The sequence below is a fragment of the Acinetobacter sp. SM34 genome (assembly GCF_022012365.1).
Taxonomy (GTDB): domain Bacteria; phylum Pseudomonadota; class Gammaproteobacteria; order Pseudomonadales; family Moraxellaceae; genus Acinetobacter.
Map to the genome: position 1 here is coordinate 257,855 of NZ_JAKLTP010000002.1, position 24,116 is coordinate 281,970.

22 protein-coding genes are annotated in these 24,116 nt (G+C 39.6%); 11 read left to right on the forward strand and 11 right to left on the reverse strand.

All coding sequences use genetic code 11. The features are described from left to right. Positions 1–116 precede the first annotated feature (116 nt). Entirely contained in the window at positions 117–1,547 is a 1,431-nt protein-coding gene (locus LZZ98_RS03000) for a pyridoxal phosphate-dependent aminotransferase (protein WP_237786577.1), read from the forward strand. A 63-nt stretch (positions 1,548–1,610) separates the two neighbouring features. Here LZZ98_RS03000 and LZZ98_RS03005 read toward each other — a convergent pair whose 3' ends face one another. Then, positions 1,611–3,587, reverse strand: a complete 1,977-nt coding sequence (locus LZZ98_RS03005) for an acyltransferase family protein (protein WP_237786578.1) — start codon at positions 3,585–3,587, stop codon at positions 1,611–1,613. Between the two features lie 231 nt (positions 3,588–3,818). On the opposite strand from LZZ98_RS03005, the gene LZZ98_RS03010 reads away from it, so the two are divergent. Further along, positions 3,819–4,991 carry a YbfB/YjiJ family MFS transporter gene (locus tag LZZ98_RS03010; protein WP_237786579.1) on the forward strand — a complete coding sequence of 391 codons (1,173 nt, stop codon included), beginning with the start codon at positions 3,819–3,821 and terminating at the stop codon, positions 4,989–4,991. Between the two features lie 55 nt (positions 4,992–5,046). Here the strand turns inward: LZZ98_RS03010 and LZZ98_RS03015 are convergent, their stop codons facing one another. Both LZZ98_RS03015 and icd read right to left on the reverse strand, forming a co-directional pair. Continuing rightward, positions 5,047–5,340: a hypothetical protein gene (locus LZZ98_RS03015; protein WP_237786580.1), complete on the reverse strand. Its 294-nt coding sequence runs from the start codon at positions 5,338–5,340 to the stop codon at positions 5,047–5,049. Positions 5,341–5,483: 143 nt separating this feature from the next. Beyond that, positions 5,484–6,737 (reverse strand): NADP-dependent isocitrate dehydrogenase, encoded by a 1,254-nt coding sequence (gene icd, locus LZZ98_RS03020; RefSeq protein ID WP_237786581.1) that lies wholly within the window; start codon positions 6,735–6,737, stop codon positions 5,484–5,486. Between the two features lie 195 nt (positions 6,738–6,932). Between icd and LZZ98_RS03025 the strand changes: the two genes are divergently transcribed. Both LZZ98_RS03025 and uraH read left to right on the forward strand, forming a co-directional pair. Next, complete coding sequence (locus tag LZZ98_RS03025; protein WP_237786582.1) at positions 6,933–7,721, forward strand: rRNA large subunit pseudouridine synthase E; 789 nt, start codon at positions 6,933–6,935, stop codon at positions 7,719–7,721. 110 nt (positions 7,722–7,831) lie between these two features. Then, the gene (gene uraH / locus LZZ98_RS03030; protein WP_442862680.1) at positions 7,832–8,233 is read left to right on the forward strand and encodes a hydroxyisourate hydrolase; all 402 of its coding nucleotides are present in this window, start codon (positions 7,832–7,834) and stop codon (positions 8,231–8,233) included. Between the two features lie 19 nt (positions 8,234–8,252). On the opposite strand, the gene LZZ98_RS03035 is transcribed toward uraH, so the two are convergent. Both LZZ98_RS03035 and LZZ98_RS03040 read right to left on the reverse strand, forming a co-directional pair. Further along, on the reverse strand, positions 8,253–8,933 hold the full coding sequence (locus tag LZZ98_RS03035; RefSeq protein WP_237786583.1) for a hypothetical protein: 681 nt from the start codon (positions 8,931–8,933) through the stop codon (positions 8,253–8,255). A 277-nt stretch (positions 8,934–9,210) separates the two neighbouring features. Then, positions 9,211–10,914, reverse strand: a complete 1,704-nt coding sequence (locus tag LZZ98_RS03040) for a M61 family metallopeptidase (RefSeq protein WP_237786584.1) — start codon at positions 10,912–10,914, stop codon at positions 9,211–9,213. A 180-nt stretch (positions 10,915–11,094) separates the two neighbouring features. On the opposite strand from LZZ98_RS03040, the gene LZZ98_RS03045 reads away from it, so the two are divergent. Together LZZ98_RS03045 and slyD are read left to right on the forward strand one after the other, a co-directional pair. Continuing rightward, positions 11,095–12,405: a D-alanyl-D-alanine carboxypeptidase PBP6B gene (locus LZZ98_RS03045; RefSeq protein WP_237786585.1), complete on the forward strand. Its 1,311-nt coding sequence runs from the start codon at positions 11,095–11,097 to the stop codon at positions 12,403–12,405. Positions 12,406–12,829: 424 nt separating this feature from the next. Beyond that, a complete protein-coding gene (slyD, locus tag LZZ98_RS03050) occupies positions 12,830–13,312 on the forward strand; it encodes a peptidylprolyl isomerase (RefSeq protein WP_086175931.1) in 483 nt (160 codons plus the stop codon). 119 nt (positions 13,313–13,431) lie between these two features. On the opposite strand, the gene LZZ98_RS03055 is transcribed toward slyD, so the two are convergent. Next, positions 13,432–14,130 carry a Crp/Fnr family transcriptional regulator gene (locus LZZ98_RS03055; protein WP_237786586.1) on the reverse strand — a complete coding sequence of 233 codons (699 nt, stop codon included), beginning with the start codon at positions 14,128–14,130 and terminating at the stop codon, positions 13,432–13,434. 147 nt (positions 14,131–14,277) lie between these two features. Beyond that, positions 14,278–15,249 carry a TauD/TfdA dioxygenase family protein gene (locus tag LZZ98_RS03060; RefSeq protein WP_237786587.1) on the reverse strand — a complete coding sequence of 324 codons (972 nt, stop codon included), beginning with the start codon at positions 15,247–15,249 and terminating at the stop codon, positions 14,278–14,280. A gap of 367 nt (positions 15,250–15,616) precedes the next feature. Between LZZ98_RS03060 and LZZ98_RS03065 the strand changes: the two genes are divergently transcribed. After that, the gene (locus LZZ98_RS03065) at positions 15,617–16,033 is read left to right on the forward strand and encodes a TIGR00645 family protein (RefSeq protein WP_237786600.1); all 417 of its coding nucleotides are present in this window, start codon (positions 15,617–15,619) and stop codon (positions 16,031–16,033) included. Between the two features lie 66 nt (positions 16,034–16,099). On the opposite strand, the gene rnk is transcribed toward LZZ98_RS03065, so the two are convergent. Then, the gene (gene rnk / locus LZZ98_RS03070; RefSeq protein ID WP_086175935.1) at positions 16,100–16,504 is read right to left on the reverse strand and encodes a nucleoside diphosphate kinase regulator; all 405 of its coding nucleotides are present in this window, start codon (positions 16,502–16,504) and stop codon (positions 16,100–16,102) included. Positions 16,505–16,679: 175 nt separating this feature from the next. Here rnk and LZZ98_RS03075 point away from each other — a divergent pair, with 175 nt between their 5' ends. Further along, positions 16,680–18,245: a hypothetical protein gene (locus LZZ98_RS03075; RefSeq protein WP_237786588.1), complete on the forward strand. Its 1,566-nt coding sequence runs from the start codon at positions 16,680–16,682 to the stop codon at positions 18,243–18,245. A gap of 50 nt (positions 18,246–18,295) precedes the next feature. Here LZZ98_RS03075 and glyA read toward each other — a convergent pair whose 3' ends face one another. Both glyA and LZZ98_RS03085 read right to left on the reverse strand, forming a co-directional pair. Next, positions 18,296–19,549 (reverse strand): serine hydroxymethyltransferase, encoded by a 1,254-nt coding sequence (gene glyA / locus LZZ98_RS03080; protein WP_237786589.1) that lies wholly within the window; start codon positions 19,547–19,549, stop codon positions 18,296–18,298. A gap of 156 nt (positions 19,550–19,705) precedes the next feature. Continuing rightward, entirely contained in the window at positions 19,706–20,959 is a 1,254-nt protein-coding gene (locus LZZ98_RS03085) for an alpha/beta hydrolase family protein (RefSeq protein WP_237786590.1), read from the reverse strand. A gap of 631 nt (positions 20,960–21,590) precedes the next feature. On the opposite strand from LZZ98_RS03085, the gene LZZ98_RS03090 reads away from it, so the two are divergent. The 3 genes from LZZ98_RS03090 to LZZ98_RS03100 all read left to right on the forward strand — a co-directional run bounded on the left by LZZ98_RS03090 (position 21,591) and on the right by LZZ98_RS03100 (position 23,558). After that, the gene (locus tag LZZ98_RS03090; protein WP_237786591.1) at positions 21,591–22,289 is read left to right on the forward strand and encodes a 3'-5' exonuclease; all 699 of its coding nucleotides are present in this window, start codon (positions 21,591–21,593) and stop codon (positions 22,287–22,289) included. 85 nt (positions 22,290–22,374) lie between these two features. Continuing rightward, positions 22,375–22,992: a hypothetical protein gene (locus LZZ98_RS03095; RefSeq protein ID WP_237786592.1), complete on the forward strand. Its 618-nt coding sequence runs from the start codon at positions 22,375–22,377 to the stop codon at positions 22,990–22,992. Positions 22,993–23,207: 215 nt separating this feature from the next. Beyond that, positions 23,208–23,558 (forward strand): hypothetical protein, encoded by a 351-nt coding sequence (locus LZZ98_RS03100; protein WP_237786601.1) that lies wholly within the window; start codon positions 23,208–23,210, stop codon positions 23,556–23,558. Positions 23,559–23,738: 180 nt separating this feature from the next. On the opposite strand, the gene LZZ98_RS03105 is transcribed toward LZZ98_RS03100, so the two are convergent. After that, positions 23,739–23,957, reverse strand: coding sequence for a hypothetical protein (locus tag LZZ98_RS03105; RefSeq protein ID WP_237786602.1), 219 nt, complete (start codon positions 23,955–23,957; stop codon positions 23,739–23,741). Positions 23,958–24,116 lie beyond the last annotated feature (159 nt).

The following is a 24,116-nucleotide window of genomic DNA, read 5'->3' on the forward strand; positions in this document are numbered from 1 at the left end:
AAAAAAGCAAAAAGTAAGCAAAAATAAAAAACAAAGTAAGCATTTTATTTATTAAATGCTTTTTTGTGAGCAAATTTAGTGGTAGGCTTAGTACCATTCTTGCTCAGGATTAAAAAATGTCGCAAAAAAAGAGCGTAATTTTTAAAAATCTACTACCTGTGATTAAACAGTATCAACAGCTAGGATTTACGCATGAAAAAATTGTTGCTTTACTAAGAGATGAACATAATCTCGATCTAGTCACAACTGAGACATTTAAAAGTTATTTATATCGTTATGCAAAAGTGACCTCCACTCTTTCCGAGAACATCAAAATGCCGAACACTTTCCAAACCCCTCGCGAAATTAAAAAATCGTCTAAGCTCGAGCATGTATGCTACGATATTCGCGGACCTGTGTTACGAGCGGCCAACGAAATGGAAGAGGCCGGGCATAAGATTATTAAACTGAATATCGGAAACCCCGCCCCATTTGGTTTCGAAGCACCGCAAGAAATTATTAATGATGTGGCTTTAAACCTGCCTAATGCTGTTGGTTATACCGACTCAAAAGGGATTTTCCCTGCGCGTAAAGCCATTTGCCAGTATTATCAGCAAAAAGGCATTCTCAACATGCATGTCAACGATGTGTATGTGGGGAATGGTGTGTCTGAACTGATCGTGATGGCGATGCAAGGCTTGCTGGATGATGGTGACGAAATGCTGGTTCCAATGCCGGACTATCCATTATGGACAGCTGCAGTCAACCTGTCTGGCGGTACCGCAATTCACTATAAATGTGATGAAGAAAACTTCTGGTATCCGGATATTGCGGATATGGAAAGTAAAATCACGCCAAATACCCGCGGTATTGTGATTATCAATCCAAACAATCCGACCGGTGCGGTCTACCCACGCCATATATTGCAACAAATCGTTGATCTTGCAAAAAAATATGACCTGATTTTGTTTGCTGACGAAATTTACGACAAAATCATTTACGATGGCATTGAACATGTCGCGGTCGCCGCACTTGCAGGTGACCAGCTTTGTATTTCTTTTAATGGCTTGTCTAAAGCCTACCGTATTGCCGGCTTCCGTTCAGGCTGGATGGCCATTACCGGTGATAAATCACGTGCCATGGATTATATTGAAGGCTTAGACATGTTGGCATCTATGCGTTTATGTGCCAACCATCAGGCGCAATATGCCATTCAAACAGCCTTGGGCGGCTATCAGTCCATCAATGACCTGATTCGTCCGGGTGGCCGCTTATATGAACAACGCAATATTGCCTGGGAAATGTTAAATGACATTCCAGGGGTAAGTTGCGTAAAACCTGAAGGTGCCATGTATTGCTTCCCGCGTCTTGATCCTGAAATTTATCCAATTCAAGATGATGAAAAATTCATGCTCGATTTATTGCGTGCCGAAAAAGTGTTACTGGTGCAAGGAACCGGTTTCAACTGGCCAACTCCAGATCATTTCCGTGTGGTGTTCTTGCCTGCCGAAAATGAACTTCGTGAAGCGATTGGCCGCTTAGGTCGTTTCCTTTCCAAAATGCGCTAATTTTCTAGTTTCCCAGATAGATAAAAAACCGCGTTATCAAACGCGGTTTTTTATGGCTGTTTTTTAATCCTTCAGCGGATTACCAAACTGTTTTAAATATGCAATGCCCAATTGCCGAGAGCCTTGATTATTAATATGGTTCGTGTCTTTATTTCGATATAAAGGCACATTATTGATCATAATTTTACACTCTTGCTGATTACACATCGCCTTGGTTGGGTCAATGATTTTCAAGTGAGGGTATTTCAGTTTCGCTTCGGCAACAATTCGATTAAATTTCATCAGTTGTGTCTCATAATTTTTTCTAGACACAGTACATTGGGCATCGGTATTTAAAATTTCGTTGCGCAGATTACAATCGGCAGGTACCCCATCTTGATCTAGCCGAGGAACATCATTCAACAATATAACTTGATCACTGGACTGATAAGCAATTTTCAAAGCCTTCATAAAACCAGCTTTGAATATCTCCTCATTTGAATGATGAATGCCATCTTCAAGTTTCACTTCATGACCAAAATACGGTACATATGAACCCGCTAAAATAATGGTTGGATAATGGTTTTTTGCAAGATACGCAGTAATGGCCTCATTTCTTAATTTAAACTCGCTCAGCTCTTCCCAATCGTTGAAATTGGCATCCAGACGCTGTACCTCCGGTAAATAAAAAGTCGAACTTTGAGTGACATCATAGCCGCGCAAATTCGCATCTTTAGCCCATACATCCAGCATCGCGGTATAAGCATTGGCATGAGAGTCACCGAGCAATAGAAAATCTATTTGAGCTTTGGCTTTGCCCAATACACAATCATCCTGATCCGGTAAAGCTTCCGGATCCTCAATATCCATACATTTATTTCGAATTACATGCGCAAATGAATTCAGTGCTTCTTGCTTGATATAAATAGACTGTGGAAACCTGTCTGGAAAACCTTTATTGATATTGATGGTCTTGGCAATGGCAATAAAACTCAGGGCTGGCACCAGAAAACCGATGATAATCACTTTATAATTCGCTGCCATGACAAAACGTTTGCTGGGTTTTTCAATAAGCTGATAAGTTAAAAATGCCAATATAATGGACAATACTACAATCACGGCCTGATTTTCTGCGTTTAATGGCCGCATATAAATGCCGAATAACACAATAATGGGCCAGTGCCATAGATACAAAGGATAAGAAATTCTTCCAATCCAGGTACTGAAACGATTACTCAATAATACATTACTTGAAGGTGAACATTGGCCTAGATAAATAATCAACGCTGTCGCTAGACACGGGATGAGGGCCATTGCTCCAGGAAATGGCGTCTGTTTGTTAAAATACACTGCTGCTGCAAACAATGTGATTAAAGCTAGCCAAACCAGAATTTGCAGTATCTTTTTTGGCAGTTTGAGCTGTGGCAGAAAGCCAATCAATGCACCAATAAGCAACTCAAAGGCACGAACCGGCATACTGTAGTACGCCTTCTCTGCGTTTTGGGTCAATTTATGTTGGGCATAAAGTAATAAGGTTATGATTAATGTCGTGATGATTGCCCACATATATTTACGGGGCGTCTTTCTCACAAACAGCAATAACAACAAGGGCCAGAAAATATAAAACTGCTCTTCTACCCCCAGCGACCATAAATGCAATAAAGGAATCCCTTCGGCAGTCTGGCTAAAGTAATCGCCCACTTCATTGCGCATATAGATATTTGCCATCAGCAAGGTGGCATACATGACACTATCAAAATATTGGGTCAGATCCCCAGGCAGCATGACCTGCCAGGCAATGATGCTCACAACGCTGAGTACGGTAAAATAAGCCGGTGCTAAACGTACCACACGCTTCTTGTAAAATCGTGCGATAGAAAATCGTTTGGACTGAATCTCGTGGGTTAAAATGATGGTAATTAAATAACCTGAAATCACGAAAAAGACATCGACACCAATATATCCTCCAGAAAAGAAAGACAATCCGATATGGTTAAAAATCACCAATAAAACAGCGATAGCCCTTAAGCCATCAATATCAGCGCGATATGAAAAATTCATAATTCAAATAAGTACAATAAAGTAGCGGCATTGTATGCCTTTATTGAAAAAATTCAATTTTCAAAATAAAGGGTTATATATCCCACAATGCTATAAAAGTAGTCTTAAATATTACTTAATAACGCGTGTAGACAAGTTTTTATAGTATTTCTTCGTACTGGTCCTATTCATTATTGGACACTCATGTTATTTATTGTGATGAATTAACGCGAAATAGCTGCGAGTACATGGATGTCCTCAAACAATATCAAGCTCAGTATTTTTCTATGTTTAAGCATGTGCTTAGGGATTGGTATTTTGCGCTTCTCTTATACCGCGCTGTTACCCGGCACACGTGAAGCTTTCGGCTGGAGTGCAGGTTTTGCCAGTCTTTTAGGCAGTGCCAATTTATTGGGCTATTTAATTGGTGCTTTTGCAGCCATGCGATTGCCTCAAAACAAAAGCATGACCCTATACATTCAGATAGCCGCAATTGCCGGCATGCTCAGTTTAATGTGCTGTGCTTTTGCAAGTTTTCCGCAGGCCTGGTATATCGTGTGGCGCGTGATTTCGGGAATAAGTGGTGGATTATTGATGATTCTTTCGCCTAGTATCGTGGCGCAGTGCTGTGATATTCAGGATCGTTTTAAAATCAATTTTATCGGCTTTAGCGGCATTGGCCTTGGAGTTTTATTAGCTACACTTTTCTTGCCTTATCTGGATCAGATTTCCATACAGACAGCCTGGCTTATTTTATGTGGATTTGCGCTGATTATTTGTGTTGGCTTGAGTATTTTACTGCAACAATTTAAGCACCATTTGTCTGCGCAAACCGTTGCCACCAGCAGTAAAGTAACGCACAACACACTCTTTTATAGCTTGCTGATTGTGTATGCCTGCAGTGCATTTGCCTATATTCCACATTCATTATTCTGGATTGATTATCTTAGTCATGAACTGAGGCTGAATTTATTTTGGATCAACGTGAACTGGATTCTTTATGGACTGGGCAGTGCTTTGGGGGCTTTTTCCGCTTACTCACTGGCAAGAAAATTTGGCAATTTTACTGCCCTGAAAATTCTTTATAGTCTCTATATCCTGGCAATTTTTATTGCAACTCTAAACGCTAGTCCACTGCTGACTTTTGCCTCTTCCTTTTTTACTGGCATGCTGAATCCGGCAGTCGTATTTTTGACTTCTTATACCATTTTACAACTTTATGGTCTTGCCTATAAAAAGCTTTGGAGCATTGCAACACTGGTTTTTGCCTCTGTGCAGCTGATTGGCGGATTAAGTTTTAGTACCCTGCAAAAGTTTGGGATTGGTTACCATCAGCAATTTATGCTGGCAGCTATCGTATTATTGATCGGAACATTCATCTTTATTATTTCTCTGAAGCGTAATCCCATACCACAAACTCAATAATCGATTTTATATACCCTAAAATTACAGATTCAAGCGAAAAGATGGTTTGGATTATTCAACGATCTTTCGTCATACGGTATGCTTCCTGAGCAATCGCTAAACTTTTCTTTTTCCCGTCCATCGTATCTGGAATTTCGTTTGTAGTTCCATTTTTTGCAGGCTGTGGATAGGCTTGATTTGATTTAATTTGTACTCGGTTTTCTCGTTGAAAATCAGCGTCCGCGGTTTTCCCTGGACATGGTTTAGACTGATAAACCGTTGCTCCATTTTGATTGCATTTATACACATTGCCTGCATGTGTAAATAACGGAATCCCCAATAGCACAGCTATAGCCAAATGATTTTTCATATTTATACTCCTTGTAATTACTGCATAAAATATCAGCAATAGTTCCAAATCACTACTTTTTTTATTTTTCTCCCTCAGTCCAACATATAAAAAAAACCCACTACAAATGCGGGTTTTTAGACCATGATTAAATCATCAAAAACTTATTCCATGTTGTTAATGACCGCTTGACCAAATTCCGAACAACGTAACAAAGTCGCATCAGGCATTAAGCGCTCAAAGTCATAAGTGACTGTTTTCGCAGAAATCGCGCCAGAAATACCCTTAATGATCAAGTCGGCAGCTTCAGACCAGCCCATGTCACGAAGCATCATTTCAGCTGAAAGGATGATTGATCCCGGGTTTACTTTGTCTTGCCCAGCATATTTAGGCGCAGTCCCGTGAGTCGCTTCGTACATCTGGATTGCACCACCGATGTTTGCACCAGGAGCAATCCCGATACCACCTACTTCAGCAGCAAGGGCATCAGAAATATAGTCGCCATTCAGGTTCAGCGTTGCGATGACTGAATAATCAGCAGGACGCATCAGGATTTGTTGCAGAAACGCATCAGCAATGACATCTTTAATAATAATATCTTTACCATTTTTAGGATTTTTGATTTTAACCCATGGACCACCATCAAGAAGTTCACCACCAAAACGCTCAAGCGCGATTTCATAGCCCCATTCTTTGAAGGCACCTTCGGTGTACTTCATGATGTTGCCTTTGTGAACCAGCGTCACGCTTGGCTTGTCATTGTCGATCGCGAATTGAATGGCTTTACGTACCAGACGTTGAGTCCCTTCTTTAGAGACCGGTTTAATACCGATCCCACAGTTATCTTCAAAACGGATTTTAGTTACACCCATTTCTTCTTTCAGGAATTTGATAATTTTTTTAGCTTCTGGTGAATCTGCTTTCCATTCAATACCCGCATAGATATCTTCAGAGTTTTCACGGAAGATCGTCATGTCAGTCAATTCTGGGTGTTGAACTGGAGAAGGCACACCTTCAAACCAGCGCACTGGACGTACACATACGTAAAGATCCAGTTCTTGACGCAATGCTACATTGAGAGAACGGATACCACCGCCAACGGGAGTAGTTAATGGACCTTTAATAGAAACAACGAACTCACGAAGTGCTTCAAAAGTTTCTTCCGGCATATAAGTACCGTAGATTTTATCTGCCTTTTCGCCGCAATATACTTCCATCCACTCGATCGAACGTTTGCCACCGTAAGCTTTTTGCACCGCAGCATCAACCACTGCTTTCATTGCTGGGGTAATATCCACCCCAATACCATCGCCTTCAATAAAAGGAATAATAGGATTGTTTGGAACATTGAGTGACAAATCTGCATTTACGGTAATTTTGCTACCATCTACAGGAACAACGATCTTCTTATAACCCATTGTATAGGTTCTCCCTTTGTAGCTCGCGCATATAAAAAATATTTGCCGATTAGGCAATACTTTCATCCTTTCTTAACGCATAATAGTTTAATTGAATTCCACTGTGTTTAAGATTTATACGGGAAATAACAACATTTCCCCATTGAATAAAACTTAACCTTTTTTAGTCTTATGTAATTAAAGAAGTTATTTCCTATGAAAATCGTCATTCTCAACAAACCTTATGACGTCCTCTCCCAATTCCGTAAAGACGAAGCGCACATGACCATGGCGGACTTCGTAGATGACCCGACTTTGCGTTTGGCGGGTCGTCTTGATATGGACTCAGAAGGTTTAGTATTTTTAACCGACCACGGCGGTTTAAACCAATATATCACCAATCCGGCCAACAAGAAGTTTAAAACTTATCTTGTTCAAGTCGAAGGTGATGTTACTGAAGAAGCATTAGAACAACTTCGTAAAGGTGTTGAACTGAAAGACGGTATGACCCTTCCAGCTAAAGCCATTAAAGTGCAACAGCCAGAATGGTTATGGGATCGTGATCCACCGGTTCGTTTCCGTGCATCTGTGCCTACCTCTTGGGTTGAAATTTCAATCTGTGAAGGTCGTAACCGCCAGGTTCGCCGTATGACTGCTGCTGTAGGCTTTCCAACTTTACGTTTAATTCGTACCAAGATTGGTGCTATTGATTTAGTTCAACTGGGTCTTCAGCCTGGTGAAACCAAAGAAATTGAACCTTTATTATATCCAGACTTTAAAGATGTACCTGCCGAAGAGCCATACCGTTCACGTTCTTATGTGAAAAAACCGGGTGGTACAGGTGGCAAGCCAATGGTTCGCAAGAACAAAGACGGTTCTGTGAAGAAGTCAGGAACTAAACGTATCTGGCAAATGGATGAAAGTGAAAAACCACGTCGTAAGACCAATGGTACAACACGTCCGAATACCAAAGCTCCGCGCGGTCGTGGGCGTGGGCGCGGTTAATTATATTCTTTTACAAAAGGGTGCTCCATGCACCCTTTTTTTATAGCCAATCCAAAAATAGAAGTGTTTTATATGATGTAGACCGATTTAAAATTTGAATTGAAGTCAGCATGATGAAAACAACTATTCTTTCTATTTTGATCGCCAGTTTTTCGACTTTGAGTTTTGCTCAAAATCCTTTAAGTGTTCATGTACTGAATCTGGATTCAGGCTTGCCTGCTTCCAATGTATCCGTAGTACTAGAAGCACAACAAGGTGATAAATGGACCAAACTCAATGAAGCGAAAACCAATAGTGAAGGCCGGATTACGGACTTATATCCTAAAGAAACCACTCTTCAGAAAGGCATTTATAAAGTTACCTTTAAAACCGGTGACTGGTTTAAAACAAAAAATCAGCGTTCATTCTTTCCAGAAGTGCCTGTAGTTTTTGTAATTGATGGCAGTTTAGAGCATTACCATATTCCGCTTTTGTTGAGTCCTTATGGTTATTCGATTTATCGGGGGAATTGATAAATTTCTTAAGTATGATTTAGCTAAATTTAATCTTAAAATGCCTTAAATTTTGACCATTGTTTTCAATACGTATTGGTTTTTCTAAATGATATGAATTACCTAGTATATCTTTGTACTCTATTTCTAAATTATATTCTAAGGTATTAAAATCCCGTTTAAATTTTTCCTTAAGTGGCACACTAAGTTGAATTTTTTGAGACATATCAACTGACAATTTTGGTATAGTTTGGCATTCTGATTCACATATCACTATAGTTTCAAGTGCTTCCCCAACACCTATATTTGAAATATTAAAATTAAATTGAAACCTCTCATTTTCAATTAACTGGCAAAGGCCATTATCTATTTGAATCTGTGGCTTAATCCTAGTTTTGGCTTCTTCTCTTTCTTTACTTAAAAGTAAAACAATATTTTTTTGTTGTTCAACATTTTCCTTCATCTCATCAATTTGCAGCTGAAGAGCTCTTTCCTGCTGTTCTAAAGCCTTGGTGTTTTGATCTAACTGTTTACCCTGCTGGACATATCCTAAAATCAGCCAAAAGAAAGCTACGGGTGCGAAGCTACCTGCAAGAAAATCACCTAAAGAATTTAAATCATTCTTCTCAAATCCAAAGTTAGCCCAAATGCAAAAAATAGTGATTCCTAAAAACCAAACTATCGTTACACCAATCCCAATAAATAAACTTTTCTTATTCATTTTCTACTGAAAACTCTCACAAAATTTTGATACACGTAAACGTCATCTGCTGCTGTTTGAGGCAGGACGACTTTTATCATTAAAGTTTCTGCGACCCCTTAAATTAGTCATGTACTTTGACGAGTTCAGCAGATGACAATGGTTTTGGTTACTTTTGACGAAACAAAAGTAACTCGAACCGAAGGTTTAGCTTAAATCTAAAAAAATTGAATAGAACTAAATATAAAAAACCGATGCCTAAACACCGGTTTTACATGAAGTTTAAATAGTATGCAAATTAAGCCTTTAACCACTTTTCAGCTTTGGCCTGATCTTCAACTTTGAGCTCAACTTCAGTCAATTCAGAACCGCCTGCCTGAACTTCAAAAGTCATCAGCTCATCACGGCGGAAAGCAAGTACCGTATAAGTACCCTCTTGGTTTGCATACTTCTCAACAAGTTTAACTGTCGCTTTCAGGCCATCAATCGCGATAATGACATCATTGGCAGACAATCCCGCTTGAGCAGCTGCACCATCACGACGTGCTGATTGAACCAATACACCTTCAGGCTTATCGACAGTTTTTAAACCAAATGGCAATGACTTGTCATTTTTAATGTCAAAACTTAGACCAAAATCAGGGAACAATTGATCCAGCGGTAATTCATCTGTGGTATTGATCAAATGATTGATCTGTTCTAGCCAGTTATCACCCGTCAATTCATTACACAATTCGAAGATGGTGCGCTCATGCACTTGAACACCATTTTGCGCATTTTTATACAATTTACGCATTAAGGCATCCAGGCTTGAACCCCGTAAACGCAAACCTAAGTCCAGACACAGCGCCACTAAACAGCCCTTGTTATAGTAGCTGGTACCGGCGTTATTCGAGTTTTCATCCTGACGGTAGAATTTAACCCAGGCATCAAAACTTGAATCTGTAACACTTTGAATCGCACGTCCCGGATTTTGTAAGTAGCGGTCTATCTGTGCCTTTAATAATTTCAGATAAGATTCTTGAGAGATTACTCCACTACGTAGCAGTATCAAATCATCATAATACGAAGTGAAACCTTCAAAAATCCACAATAATGAAGTGTAGCCTTCTTTGTTTAAATCATAATTGACGAAATTTTCAGGACGGATAAATTTTACCAGCCATGAATGGAAATATTCATGACTGCATAGCCCCAAGAAACGCTGATAATCTGCAGACGGTTCATCAGGTTCATCCGCTTTCGGCAAGTCATCACGCGGGGTAATTAAACTGGTACTGTTCGGATGCTCCAAACCGCCATAACTATTGCCTGTCGCCATGGTCATAAAGGTATAGTCGGAAAATGGCGCAGAACCAAACATTGAAATTTCAGTGCTACAGATTTTTTCGATGTCTTGCTGCATGCGCGCGGCATTCATGGCATGTTTGCCAGACAGCACAAATTCATGCGGAATACCATTGGCTTCAAAGCTAAAGCGCGTTTGCTCTGCCAGCTCGAATGGCGAATCAATCAACTGGGCATAGTTTTCTGCTTTAAGCGTAAACCGACCTTTCACTAAACTTTTAGAAGCTAAGCCTGTAGCCAATTGGAAATTTTTCAGCTCATCTGGCAAGAATACTTCCACTTCAACCGCTTTATCTTCCTGCCCTTCTAGTCCCAAACATGCACAGGCCGGATTCACATAGAGACGGGTTTGATCGACATAAGCACCACGTACAGATAAATCATACGCATAGACATCATATTCCACCGTAATCAGCTCATGATCGGTGTTAAACAAGCGCCATTTATTCTTTTCGAATTTCTGGATTTGTAAAATGCGGCCATCTTCATCATAAGCACGGACGGATTCAATATGCTTGGAAAATTCACGAATCAGGTAACTTCCCGGAATCCAGGTCGGCAATGACAATACTTGGGTTGGATCAGCAACAAAACGTAAAGTGACATGGAGCAGATGTTGACGATAATCGTCAAATTCGATTTGATAATGCAACATAATGGGCAATATAAAATTTAAAAAAACCTAACTTGAGGTTAGCTTAGCATTTTTTTACATTACAATGCTGAACTGTCGCAATTGTCTACAGTTTGGACTAGTCAGCACCAAAAAAAAGGCATAGCATGCCTAAGATTTTTTTGTATGTATGGCTAAGGGATTAGTCAATAAGGAACTTCATTGAAACACCTGATCTACCTCATCGCAGCACTCAGCGTTTTATGCTCTACCTTCGCAAATGCCACCCTGCTTAACCTTGTACCTGAAAGTGTTGAAGCCCCAGCTTGGACTATTCTAGATACCCAATCTGGACAAGTCATCGCCGAGCACAACAGCCATGAGCAACGTGCACCGGCATCCATGACCAAAATGATGGTCGCTTATATCGCACTGAAAGAAATTGAAGCGGGTCGTTTAAAGAAAGATGAGATCATCACGGCGACACCAGTGGTAAAAATGGTGCAGTGGGATGAGTCACAGATGTATCTTAAACAAGGTGATCAGATTACTGTAGATCAGCTTCTGGCAGGTCTGGTGGTGATGTCAGCCAATGATGCGGCTGTGACTTTGGCAGAACGTATTTCAGGCAATGTTCCAGCTTTCATCGAACGCATGAATAAGGAAGCCAAAGCGTTGGGAATGAACGATACGCATTTTGCCAATGCACCTGGTGTGACCATGCCGGATCATTTTTCATCTGCACACGACATGGCGCTACTGGGTCAAGCACTGACTATTCAGACCCCTGAATATTTGCACTATTCAGTGATGCCAAGTTTTAGTTATAACAAACGTTTTCACCGTGCAACCAACTTGGCGCTCAAATTTGACCCAAGTGTGGATGGTTTAAAAACAGGTTTTACCAAAGCGGCGGGTTATAACCTGGCACTGACTGCACACCGCCCTACCGCTAATCCCGCAATGCCTGAACGTCGCCTGATTGTTGTAGTGATGGGGACAAAAAATGCCTTAAAACGTGCTGAAGTTGCCCACACCCTGCTAGATATGGCGTATACCTATACTCGCAATGAAGTAGCCATTAAAGATAAACAGTTAATTGCTGAATTGCCGGTGATTAAATCTACTTTAAAAATGTTTAAGCTGGAAACCAAAAAACCGCAAATTGTGACCACGTCTTTATACGATCAGCCCTATGCCATTGACTTGCAGGCCTATGACACAGCCAATCAACGTATTATGCTGAATACAGGCAATGGCACCATTCAGGCAATCGAACCCTTACAAGAAACCAAAACGCACTTAAATGTGAAAATCAATGAGCAATTGCTTTCTGCTCCGCTTGCCAAAGTCATGCAACTGGCCACTGTACAGGTTTATCAAAATAACCAGCTGATCCGAACCATTGCCATTGAAGATCATGTGCAAATTGAAGAAGCCAATTTCTTGCAAAAAATTGCCATCTGGTTCAAGCAACTGTTTAGTTTATTTTCCACTGAAAAAGCTGAAGTCAAAATGTATCCTCTAGGTTAATGGATAGACTTGAGCCAGGTAATCTAACTATCAAATTAATCAAATAATCATTTAGATAAAAGCAATGAATTGAAGATGGCATATATAGCCATCTTCTTTTTTTGGGCCGAAAATTCATGGTGAATATGTTGAAAGCTCGAATTCAACTCTCCTCAAAACAAACTCAAATTGCCTATCCAACTTCACCCTGTCATTCAACCATCATCAAATTGCTGGAGTATGACGAGGGGTAAATCAAGATGCGTTGTTTTATGATCAGAAATACAGTTTCAATGAAAAAACTGTATTGAAATTAGAAAAACCATCCCCACTATTAAAAAAACGCCATAAAAGTATGGAAAATGCAGATTTTTGCTAAATTTAGTCTACAAAATTCGCTTTTCACTTTATTATGTACCCTTAAAAAATTGAATGGATCAATAACATGACTGCTATTGCAAATGACCTCGTAGTTTCTTTCCACTACACGTTGACTAACGCAGAGGGAGAAACTCTCGACCAATCACAAGGTGAGCCACTTGCATATTTGCACGGTGCAGGCAACATCATCCCTGGTTTAGAAAACGCTTTAGTAGGCAAAACTGTTGGTGAAAAATTCACTGTAAACGTTCCTGCTGCTGAAGGTTATGGCGAATACAATCCTGACCTAGTACAAGAAGTTCCAGCTAAAATGTTCCAAGGTGTAGACAACATCCAACCTGGTATGCAGTTCCAAGCTCAAACTGACGATGGCGTTCAAATCGTTACTGTTAAAGCGGTTGAAGGCGAGAATATTGTTGTAGATGCAAACTTCCCACTTGCTGGTCAAGATTTAACTTTTGAAGTTGAAATCGTTGAAATTCGTGAAGCTTCTGCTGAAGAATTAGAACACGGTCACGTACACGGTGCAGGTGGTCATCACCACTAAGATCGGCACCGGTCAGAAAAGGCAAAGTGTTTACTTTGCCTTTTTTATTGCCTTGAATTTTTGAGTGCAAATGGATTGGGCAAAAAAAATTCCGTTCATTACTTTTTTAAGTAACAGATTTATAACTGGCTTATGTGTTTTAAGCGCTGCATATCGAGAATTCGAATCTGGCTATAATTCCACTCGACAATGTGTTGTTGGATAAAATATTGCAGTTGCTTATTTAAAGTTTGCCGCGACACATTCAGTAATTCGGCAAAATCCTGCTGGCTCATTTTAAATTGAATGGTTGAATGGGTCTGACTTAGGGGCGTTGCCTGCTGTCCCAAGATGATTAAATGTCGCGCAATTTTTTGATTGATACTCGCGGTTTGTAAATAACGGTTTTTCTCCATCAAGCCATACATTCGTTCTCCCAGTAACTGAATAATCTGCCACATGGCTGGTGGCTGCTGCTGTAATTGCTCCAGAAAAACCTGACCTGAAATCACGGCGACTTCGACTTGCTCTACGGCATAAAAATCGAAATTTAGCGGTTTTTGCTGTAAAAATGGCACCAAGTTAAACACTGAATACATTTTCACATAGTCACTGACTTTAAACTCGCCCTCACTGAGCAACCAGCCAATCTGCATCCTTCCAGACAGCAACACATAAATATCATCCAGTTTTTGCTGATAACGCAAAATCTGTTGTTGTGGAAAAAAGCGCAGATATTTCACCTGCTGCAATAATGTTTGATGTGACTGTGCTGTGAATCCGGAAAAGACCGCATCCTCTGCAAAGATCTGCTGTAATTTGTCTGCGCGACTGAGCATGGAAATTTATCGATCTCATTCAAATAAAAAAACCTAGTAAACAAATACTAGGTTTTTTATATTTTTAGACCAACCAATTTTTAGCGCTATGTATATCTCGAATTCAGATCATTACGATTCTAGATAGCCAATTGGTTAATTTAGTCTTTAAGAGGCTTTTTCTAAAATTTGACCATTTTCGAAAGTAAAATTAGAAATGTCCTGTTTCACCACTTTCTTCAAGTTCACGCTTGGACGACCATCCACCCCAACTGGGATATCGCCTTCAATGGTGACACGGCGTACCACACGCAGGTCGTCGCCATAATCGTTGATGGCACGGTGCTGAGTTGCGCGATTATCCCAGATTGCCACATCCCCTACGCTCCAGCGCCAACGTACGATATTCTCTAAATTTACCGCATAGTCCTGGAAAAGTTCAAATAAGCGACGTGAATCTTGGCTGTTATAACCGACAAAGCGTTTGAAGAAGTGACCCAACAACAAGGTTTTCTCTCCGCTTTCAGGATGTACCCGCACCAATGGATGCTCTGTTTCATATTCAGTTGAATTGAATAGTGCACGATATTTTTCAGCATCAATGCGTGGATTGGTCGTCACTTTAGAGGCATAGTCATAATCATTGCTATGCACAGCACGCAAGCTATCTGCCAAAATTTTCAGTTCTGCTGGTAAATCGTTATAAGCTGATGTGGTGTTTGCCCAAACGGTATCACCGCCTGCCGCCGGTGCAACGATGCTGCGTAAAATGGAAGCCTTTGGATAATCTTCAATAAAGCTAATGTCGGTATGCCAGGTATCGGCACGTCCGCCACGTGAATCCAGCTCAAGTACATGTGCTGTTCCGCTTTTTACCGGAACGGTTGGATGGTTCAAAGGCGTTCCTAATAATGCAGCAAAACCCTCTTGCTCATCATCGGTTAAATGTTGCTGGTTTTTAAAGAAGATTGCCTTGTACCTGACCAAAGCGTGATTAATTTCATAAACCGTATCTTGATCTAGCGTTGAAGAGAGTTTAATCCCTTCAATTTCCGCACCAATACGGCCGGTAATTGGTTTTACTTGAATATGCTGATACTGATAATTTGGATCATATGGTTTTGTCTGAGTTTGGCTCATGGGTTATTCCTTATATTTCAATTTTTATTGCAAGGTTGTGTTGTTGAAATACAGTCTGCCCTGAATAGGCCATAAACACTGTCAAAGCTTTGACAGTGATCAGCACAATACGTGCTGAAGTTTTGAAATTTTCTGATTTAGTCATCTTGATGAATCACACAGACTCATCGCTCAAGGAAGAATTTAAATATTCAAATAAATCCAAACTATTAAAAAAATATAAATAATGTCGAATTTTAAAATTGAATTATTTATGATCAAGTCAAAATATAAAGAATGTCACTCGATGAATGAATGGAACGTTTCTTTCACAATACCATGTATGCAGCACGCTGGATTTTAGCCCCGGTCTATTTTGGGCTTTCATTTGCACTGTTGCTGTTGGCGATTAAATTTTTTTCAGGAAGTCTGGCATGTTTTGCCGCATATTTTGCAATATTCTGAAGCCGACTTAATTCTGGTGATTCTCTCTTTGGTCGATATGACCATGGTGGGAGGTTTAATTGTGATGGTGATATTTTCCGGCTATGAAAACTTTGTTTCACAACTGAAAATTCAAAATGAAGATACCCGCCTGAACTGGCTTGGAAAAATGGATGCCAACTCGCTTAAACTCAAGGTTGCTGCTTCGATTGTCGCCATCTCATCCATTCATTTACTACGCATTTTTATGGACGCTAAAAATATTCCGAATGACAAAATCAGGTGGTACATCATTATGCATCTGACCTTTGTGTTCTCTGCATTTATGATGGGATATCTAGATAAGATCAGTAAACACTAATTGTCCCATTCAAATATTCAAAGCCCCTGAGTTGGGGCTTTTTCTCACCAAGAGGATAAAACTTGATTACAGATAATCACCTTCACGCTCGGGTTGATACAACACGCGTTCTATTTTAACTTTCATAATGTGACCATCTGGCTGCGGCCATTCTATTTCCTGACCTTCAGCCAATCCTAAAATGGCAGCACCGACAGGTGCAAGTACATTGACCTGCCCTTTTTCACCGAGAAAATCATGCGGATAAACCAGGGTAATTGTTGTGGGTTCACTTGCAGGCGCAATGATAATCGATACCCGTGCATTCATCGTCACCACGTTTGCCGGCATATCTTTCGGAGCAACCACTTCAGCACGTGCAAGCTCATCTTCCAGATGTTGCATCGTGGGTGTCAGTTTAGATTGATGCTCAAGCATGGTTTCTAAACGTTCAAGATCTTGTTGTGAAATAACAATTGTGGGTCTTTGCATATTAAAATTCCTCTTTTTCCACTTTTTTTTCATTCAGTAATAATAAGGCTAACTATTTAGTTGATTTATAATTTATTTCAAGTATACATATGTATATAAACAATTACTCAACAAGAATAATACGATGTCGCTTACTGAACTTCATTCAGCAGTGGAGCCTGGCTCTCACGATTTTATGCAGAATATTCGCAGTCATTTTCAAACTCCAGAACACCAACATGAATTTTATATTGCTTCTGCACTTAAAACCGTTAATTTTGATGGTACATTTGCCAGTTTTGAGCGACTGGATCAGCTATTTACAGCATTTAAAAAGCAAATAGGTACACAAACTGCAGATTTTGTTGAAGATCCGCTAAAACTGAAGACAGTCTACCTGATCGCCAGTTATATAGGGCAATTTATCAGCCAGAAATTGGGCTTTGATGAAAAATGGCAAATTTTTGAAGAATTACAAACCAATTTTATAAAATTTCGCGATCGTCCCAATAACTTTGTACATAGCTATGCGCTGAATTGCAATAATCAAATTATTTTACCGCTGCACTATGTGGCAAAGCATTTTTGTGAAGATGATTTACCGCTCAGCATCAGCCAGGAAATTGAAGCAATTATTTTGAATTATCAAATTATATTTGCAGATGAACGCCATAAATTTACAGAACAAATGCACGATTTACAAAGCATGTATTTCAAAGCTTATCCACTCTTTTGCGGCTCTGCTTTTCAAAATCTGATCCAGATTTCTAATCTTGACCATAGCATTTCTAGTCTGGATCGTTTAGATGATCTGATGCGTGAAATTCGCCAGAATTATATGGTTTCAGTTGATAAATTCTTGGAAGACGATGCCAATTTTTTCTTTATTTTGTTTCTATCTGCTTATGTTGGACAAGTCATTGCTGAGCAAGCTGAAACTTCGCTACGCTGGTTCCGTCCTAAGCAAGTCAGCCAGATGCTGGGGCAGCAAATCTCGGATGCTTTAACTACCTGTCGGATTGCCCAGATTAATGCCTCGATTTTTTTTGTGACCCAGCATATTTGCCAGTTTTTATTTGAACCGGTCATTTCTGAATCAAGCAAACAATATGTTTTAAATGCCCTGCAAACCATCAAAGCCACCAGAAATCCTATTTATTTGGCGGAAGATACGCAAAAAACCAATAGCAATTTACATCAATCACCATTTTATGACGCTTTATATCGTGCAGGTCAGTTATGCCATTTTTTGTTGCTGCATATTCACGGAATGGTTCCCCGTACCTCTCCCGAGCAAAGCCTGACACCCACCAGTTTTCCACCGGGTCATACCTTTTTTAGCCATATGGAAGGACCGGATGGACCATTAAGGCAGCTGGATACCAACCCTGAAAAATATCCCTATAATGTGCTGGGTTATGAAATGTATGCTTGCCTACCGCATATACGTACTGATGCCATTTCCCTGCATGTACGTAATTATGGGGAACAGCAGATGAATATTCATTTGGTCATACCCTTTTTTCAGGTATTTGACTATCGTGGCTTTTGTATTTTGCAGCCTTATTTTCTGAGTAGTGATGCAATTACCAACAAAAATTTAACCGAGATTTATCGTGCAATGGGTGCATTTTATAAAGGTATTCAAGATAGCGAACAAAAACGCCCAGCCGCTTCCCAAATTTGGGCACAATATTACAAACCGAATAAACTCCCTTATCCAAAAGCCATGCAACAGAACATTCCACAGCTGGTGTCATAAAAAAATGCAAAAAAAAGCCTCCATACAGGAGACTTTTTTAAGTAAGAAACTTATTTTGCGTAAACAGGGAATTTAGCGCATACAGTTTCAATTTTAGCTTTAACAGCGTTAATTACAGCTTCGTCACCTTTGGCATCCAGGATGTCAGCGATCCAGCCAGCAAGGTCACGTACTTCAGCTTCACCGAAACCACGAGTTGTAACAGCTGGAGTACCAATACGGATACCAGAAGTCACGAACGGAGAACGTGGATCGTTAGGTACAGAGTTTTTGTTCACAGTGATGTGAGCAGCACCTAACCAGGCATCAGCTTCTTTACCTGTGATGTCTTGTTTGATTAAAGACAACAAGAACAAGTGGTTTTTAGTGCCACCAGAAACCACGTCATAACCACGAGCAATTAATACTTCAGCCATTGCTTGAGCATTTTTAACGACTTGTTGTTGGTAAGTTTTGTATTCAGGTGCCATTGCTTCTTTAAAGCAGATTGCCTTAGCAGCTACAGCATGAACCAATGGACCACCTTGGTTACCTGGGAATACAGCTGATTGTAATTTTTTCTCGATTTCTTCGTTTGCTTTCGCAAGGATTAAACCAGAACGTGGACCACGCAGTGTTTTATGGGTAGTCGTTGTGGTTACGTCAGCAATTTGAACTGGGCTTGGGTAAACGCCAGCAGCAACCAAACCTGCTACGTGAGCCATATCTACAAATAGGTAAGCGCCAACTTTGTCCGCGATTTCACGGAAACGTTGCCAGTCTACAATTTGGCTGTATGCAGAGAAACCAGCAACGATCATGCGTGGTTTGTGCTCTACAGCTAAACGTTCAACTTCTTCGTAATCGATTTCACCAGTTTCTGGGTTTAAACCGTATTGAATAGCATTATAAGTTTTACCAGAGAAGCTTACTTTTGCACCGTGAGTCAAGTGACCACCGTGAGCCAAGCTCATACCCAAAACTGTGTCGCCTGGGTTAAGCAGCGCCAAGTAAACAGCTGAGTTAGCTTGTGAACCAGCATGTGGCTGAACGTTAGCGTAGTCAGCACCAAAGAGTTCTTTAGCACGGTCAATTGCCAATTGTTCGATTACGTCTACGTATTCGCAACCGCCGTAATAGCGTTTGCCTGGGTAGCCTTCTGCATATTTGTTAGTGAGTTTTGATCCTTGTGCTTCCATTACTGCTGGTGAGCAATAGTTTTCAGAAGCAATTAACTCGATGTGCGCTTCTTGGCGAGCATCTTCGTTAGCGATTGCCTGAGCGATTTCCGGATCAAATTCAGCAATAGAGATATTGGCAAACATTAGCGAGGTCCTATTAAATTAGGGCTTTTAAGCCGTGCTAAGATTGGCGCGTATTGTAGCATGAAGTTTATAAATATTGAGAATGAACTTTACTCAGTTTTAAATAAAAAATGCTCATGCCTTGAAAAAAGCATGAACATTGATAGTCAAATCAAGTTATTGAATTGGCATTAGAGATTTTACATCTGTGACAATATTGTCGACATTTGCACTCACGACTGTGCTGTGATCCCAACGATCGGCCACATTTGTAATAAATTTATCGTCAATATACTCAAATGTCGTTCCTTTAGATGCAAGCACAGCCTTTAACAATAAGGTTGCAGCTTCAGGTACGGTGGTGTCATTTGAACCCTGATAAATAATCACCCGCTGATTTAACTTAACACTGCCCGGTTGCGAATCACCGACCAGAAAATTGTTAATCACAGGCACAGTCATAAAGCTATCTTGAGTACGACCATAACCGGTCAATGAATTATTATGGGTTGCTGCATATTGTCCCATCGCAGTACCCAAGGTATTTGCAACATCAGGAGCACATTCTGTTTCTGCAATTGGCACAATCGCGGCTGATTGAGGTTTAAATACCTGATCGTAATTCACAGACACAGTATGTCCTTGCATACCCGCCACAATTAAAGCCGTAAACATGTCTAATTTTGCATATACCGGTGCTTGTACATTTCCAGGCAGGCCTTTGACTGAGTTTTCACCTCCTGTCAAAATAGCTGCCAAATTTGAAGCTGGCGCAACCGCAATAGTGCCTTTGTAATTTAAATTTGCTCGGGATGCATATTGTGCAGCACCCAGAGCTGCATGCCCGCCTTGAGAATGCCCAACCGTCAGCCATTCTGTAGATACTTTTTCTCCCTGATCGGTTAAATATTTACGTGCCGCAACTACAGCATCGGTAATGGAATAAGCTTCACTTTTCAGATTCAGGAATGGATGATTTCCTTCCGATCCTAAACCTTCATAATCCGGGGCAACTACCACATAGCCAGCATCCAGTAATTTTTGAATCAAAACTGTTGTATTTCCCAAACCTTGCTCACTTGGCGCACATTTATCAGCCACACCAGTCGTTCCATGGGCCCACACCACAATTTTCCATCCATTTGCAGGAACGGCAGTGGTTGGAGTAAAGACTAAAGAAGTCGCCTGTACTTCCTTGTCATCAACACCTAACATTTTGTAAGTCAGTAATTGCCTGTCTGCATTTAGATCTGGGTATTCATCTCCGGTATTGGGATCAGTATAAGCATCCACTCGCACCACTGGATTTTGAATATTGTTTATTGGTATTCCATTACTTGGAATAAAATTTGAGTCGCCATCTCCACTTCCACATGCTATTAAAAGAATGACCGAACCACTTAGCAACACCGTAGCAAATGTTTTTTTCATGTTTGCATTTCCTTATATGTTTTTATTTTGATGATTTAAGTAATCATAAATACAAACTATTACCCCTCTTCCGCATTTGGAACAATGCAATTTCAGACCAAATGAACAGCATAAAAACAGGATGAATTTTACTGAATGTTAAATAATTGATTTTTAAAGTGATGGTTTTTATGCTTTTACAAATATCTAACAATATCAATTTAGTAAAATATTCTTGCTTGAACTTATATTTTGCGATTTTTTGTGAGGGTAAAATTTTAAAGATAAAAATCACTAACAACATGATTATTTAAAAACCGAATCAACGCTTATTTTTACCATGATTATGGACAACCTTTTGCCATGCTAAAATCGCATTTAAAAATGTTTTGATGATTTTGAAATATGCTGATTCTCAGCAATATGGAAATATCCTGATGCTGTTCAAAAAATGATACTCATTCATAAAGACTAGCTAGCTTTTATCAATATAAAGCTTTAATTTCGGGTACTGACATCAAAGCAGCACATTTAAACAGCATCTCGGTGCGGAAATAATCATGAATGGGTAAAAGGCTGTATTTTCAGTTTGTCTCCGCATATTTGAAAATGTTAAATTGACTCAAACAATCGCTACGGTTATGGACCAGTCATGCAAGCAATTATTCTCGATACCGAAACCCATACTTTAAATGGACAGCCGATTGAAATTGCGTATGCCCCGATTGAAATCCATGACAGCAAACTTACACTGGATAAGACTAAAATTTTCGACCAGTTGTATAGTGTCGATGAACCGATCTCTTTTGCCGCCATGGCAGTGCATCATATTCTGGAATCCGAGCTGGTCGGCCAACCTCACTACAGCACTTTCAGCCTGCCACAGGAAACCACTTATATTATTGGCCACAATATTGATTATGATATTCGTGCCATTGAAAAATGCGGCGTAGATACCAGCAAGATTAAAGCCATTTGTACCCTTGCACTGGCACGTTTAGTCTGGCCAGATGCCGAAGCACACAATATTTCTGCACTTATTTACATGATTAGCAAAGGCAGTGAAAAAGCCCGCGAGATGATTAAAAAAGCGCACCGTGCCGATATGGATATTATTTTAACTGCCAATATTTTAATGCATGAAATCCATCATCTAAATATTCAAAGCATTGAAGAACTTTATAATAAATCGGAAGAAGCACGTATTCCCCGTAGCATTAATTTCGGCAAACACCGCGGAACTACTATCGCGGATTTACCGGCAGATTATAAGCAATGGTTACTTCGTCAGGAAGATCTGGACCCTTATTTGCGTAAGGCACTCGAGAATGCCAATATTGTTACGCTATAATCTTATGATTTGTAATATTTTTTAACATTCCTGTCATGATTAAACCCTACAATCAGCCTTAATTTATTACAACGTAAATTAAAGCATGACTCAATTTCATAAAACTGATTTAGGCATTGAAAGTTTAAAACAGCGTTCAATGAATCTGAATGCTCGTCAGCGCAGACTATTACTATTGATTGGCACCGATGATTTTGATCTGCTCTCTGAACAATTTAAACGTCGTATTGCCCCGCCAGAATTACTCGAACAATTGCTCGAGATGGGTTTAATTAGCTGCCCTGCTCAGCAGCAGATTCAGGAAACACTCGCACCCAATAACCTGAATACAGAAATTGAAACCGATCTTCCCCTCCAAAGTACTCAACTTAAAGATCACTTTGCCGAACCGATCAGCATTTCCCAATCATCAATAAGGGATTCAAGTGCACAGCAACCATCTCATGAAAATGAAATGCAACTTAGTGCAGAAATACTGGACTTTGAACAAGTTAAACAGCTAATGGTACAACTGTTACAACAGCACTGCGGTTTAATGGCCAAACAGCTGATCACGCGCATTCTTCAAACTACCGATTTACGCAGTTTAAAACAGTGTCAGATGCAATGGATCACCACATTACAGGAAAGTCGCATTGCACCACAGGAATTAAACCGATGCCTCAGCCAGATCAATTCTTCTTTACAGAAACTGATGAGCTGAATAAGATTAAGAGCTTTTTTATGTTTTATTATTTATTTAAGGTCTTAGCCATTTAGGTAATATTCATTTTTATACTTATAAAACAATAAGATTGGATTTATTTCACTATCGCTCGATTAAACTACAATCAATTGCTTTATTCTAAATAAGACCTTAGCTGAATGGCAAATATTCGCTAAAAGCCCCATATAGTAAATATTTCAGGGGAATTCATGATGACATCCTTACATTATTTAGAATTTCATCCAGCAGACAATCCTATGTACTTAAAAAAAATAGGTAACTGGGTGCTTACATTTTTAAGTCCTCAACAAGACCTGACCCATATTCAACTTGCTATTACCAGTGTATTGCCCCGCCAAGTCAGCGAAAATTTGCAACCGCTTCGGGTCATTATTGAACAAACAGAAGTTGAAAATCGTTGGCTAATCCAGCAAATCATCTGTTATGACAGTACACAAGGCCATGATGAAATTTTTAGTTGTGATGATGCCATTGGAATCAAAGTGATTGAAAACGTTATGCAGGAATTTAATAAATATGATGTAGAGCTAAATTTAATTTAAGCATGGGTCTTTAGCTCACGGCAGTGAGCTTTTTTAATCGTATTAATTTCTTGAAAATATTTATTAAGCTTGGTTTTTCCCATTATAAAAACTCACCTTTACTTATTACTCATAAATAAGAAATAAGTGAGTTTTTATCTTTCCTCAATGATGTCTGCTGAGCTTTTTTAAATATTTTCACTATTCAACTATACGATAAATACTGTCGGAAATACGGCTTTCAAAAAGCAACTCAATACTTGGACGAATAATTTCGCCATTCACAACGATATGTTCAATCTTTTGAAATAATGAGAGTTTATGTAAGGCCGAATTTTCCGGAATCACCCGTAATAATGCTTGGACTGCATAAATATTGCTAAATTGGTCTTTAACCTTCACCTCAATCAGTTGAGTCATATTATTCTCTGCCATCTTTATTTAACCAGTCTTTTTTATAGCATACGTTTTATTTATCCATAATTTAGAGATGTTAGATTTCTTGGCAATGTAATTTTTTATAAACCAATAGATGATATCTATTTTAAATATACTATTCAGAACATACTTAACTTTTAG

What these genes read in the sequence shown, in the direction of transcription:
- LZZ98_RS03000 (WP_237786577.1), top strand. Translation starts at nt 117, where the DNA reads ATGTCGCAAAAAAAGAGCGTAATTTTTAAAAATCTACTACCTGTGATT.
- LZZ98_RS03005 (WP_237786578.1), bottom strand. Translation starts at nt 3,587, where the DNA reads ATGAATTTTTCATATCGCGCTGATATTGATGGCTTAAGGGCTATCGCT.
- LZZ98_RS03010 (WP_237786579.1), top strand. Translation starts at nt 3,819, where the DNA reads ATGTCCTCAAACAATATCAAGCTCAGTATTTTTCTATGTTTAAGCATG.
- LZZ98_RS03015 (WP_237786580.1), bottom strand. Translation starts at nt 5,340, where the DNA reads ATGAAAAATCATTTGGCTATAGCTGTGCTATTGGGGATTCCGTTATTT.
- icd (WP_237786581.1), bottom strand. Translation starts at nt 6,737, where the DNA reads ATGGGTTATAAGAAGATCGTTGTTCCTGTAGATGGTAGCAAAATTACC.
- LZZ98_RS03025 (WP_237786582.1), top strand. Translation starts at nt 6,933, where the DNA reads ATGAAAATCGTCATTCTCAACAAACCTTATGACGTCCTCTCCCAATTC.
- uraH (WP_442862680.1), top strand. Translation starts at nt 7,832, where the DNA reads ATGATGAAAACAACTATTCTTTCTATTTTGATCGCCAGTTTTTCGACT.
- LZZ98_RS03035 (WP_237786583.1), bottom strand. Translation starts at nt 8,933, where the DNA reads ATGAATAAGAAAAGTTTATTTATTGGGATTGGTGTAACGATAGTTTGG.
- LZZ98_RS03040 (WP_237786584.1), bottom strand. Translation starts at nt 10,914, where the DNA reads ATGTTGCATTATCAAATCGAATTTGACGATTATCGTCAACATCTGCTC.
- slyD (WP_086175931.1), top strand. Translation starts at nt 12,830, where the DNA reads ATGACTGCTATTGCAAATGACCTCGTAGTTTCTTTCCACTACACGTTG.
- LZZ98_RS03055 (WP_237786586.1), bottom strand. Translation starts at nt 14,130, where the DNA reads ATGCTCAGTCGCGCAGACAAATTACAGCAGATCTTTGCAGAGGATGCG.
- LZZ98_RS03060 (WP_237786587.1), bottom strand. Translation starts at nt 15,249, where the DNA reads ATGAGCCAAACTCAGACAAAACCATATGATCCAAATTATCAGTATCAG.
- rnk (WP_086175935.1), bottom strand. Translation starts at nt 16,504, where the DNA reads ATGCAAAGACCCACAATTGTTATTTCACAACAAGATCTTGAACGTTTA.
- LZZ98_RS03075 (WP_237786588.1), top strand. Translation starts at nt 16,680, where the DNA reads ATGCAGAATATTCGCAGTCATTTTCAAACTCCAGAACACCAACATGAA.
- glyA (WP_237786589.1), bottom strand. Translation starts at nt 19,549, where the DNA reads ATGTTTGCCAATATCTCTATTGCTGAATTTGATCCGGAAATCGCTCAG.
- LZZ98_RS03085 (WP_237786590.1), bottom strand. Translation starts at nt 20,959, where the DNA reads ATGAAAAAAACATTTGCTACGGTGTTGCTAAGTGGTTCGGTCATTCTT.
- LZZ98_RS03090 (WP_237786591.1), top strand. Translation starts at nt 21,591, where the DNA reads ATGCAAGCAATTATTCTCGATACCGAAACCCATACTTTAAATGGACAG.
- LZZ98_RS03095 (WP_237786592.1), top strand. Translation starts at nt 22,375, where the DNA reads ATGACTCAATTTCATAAAACTGATTTAGGCATTGAAAGTTTAAAACAG.
- LZZ98_RS03100 (WP_237786601.1), top strand. Translation starts at nt 23,208, where the DNA reads ATGACATCCTTACATTATTTAGAATTTCATCCAGCAGACAATCCTATG.
- LZZ98_RS03105 (WP_237786602.1), bottom strand. Translation starts at nt 23,957, where the DNA reads ATGACTCAACTGATTGAGGTGAAGGTTAAAGACCAATTTAGCAATATT.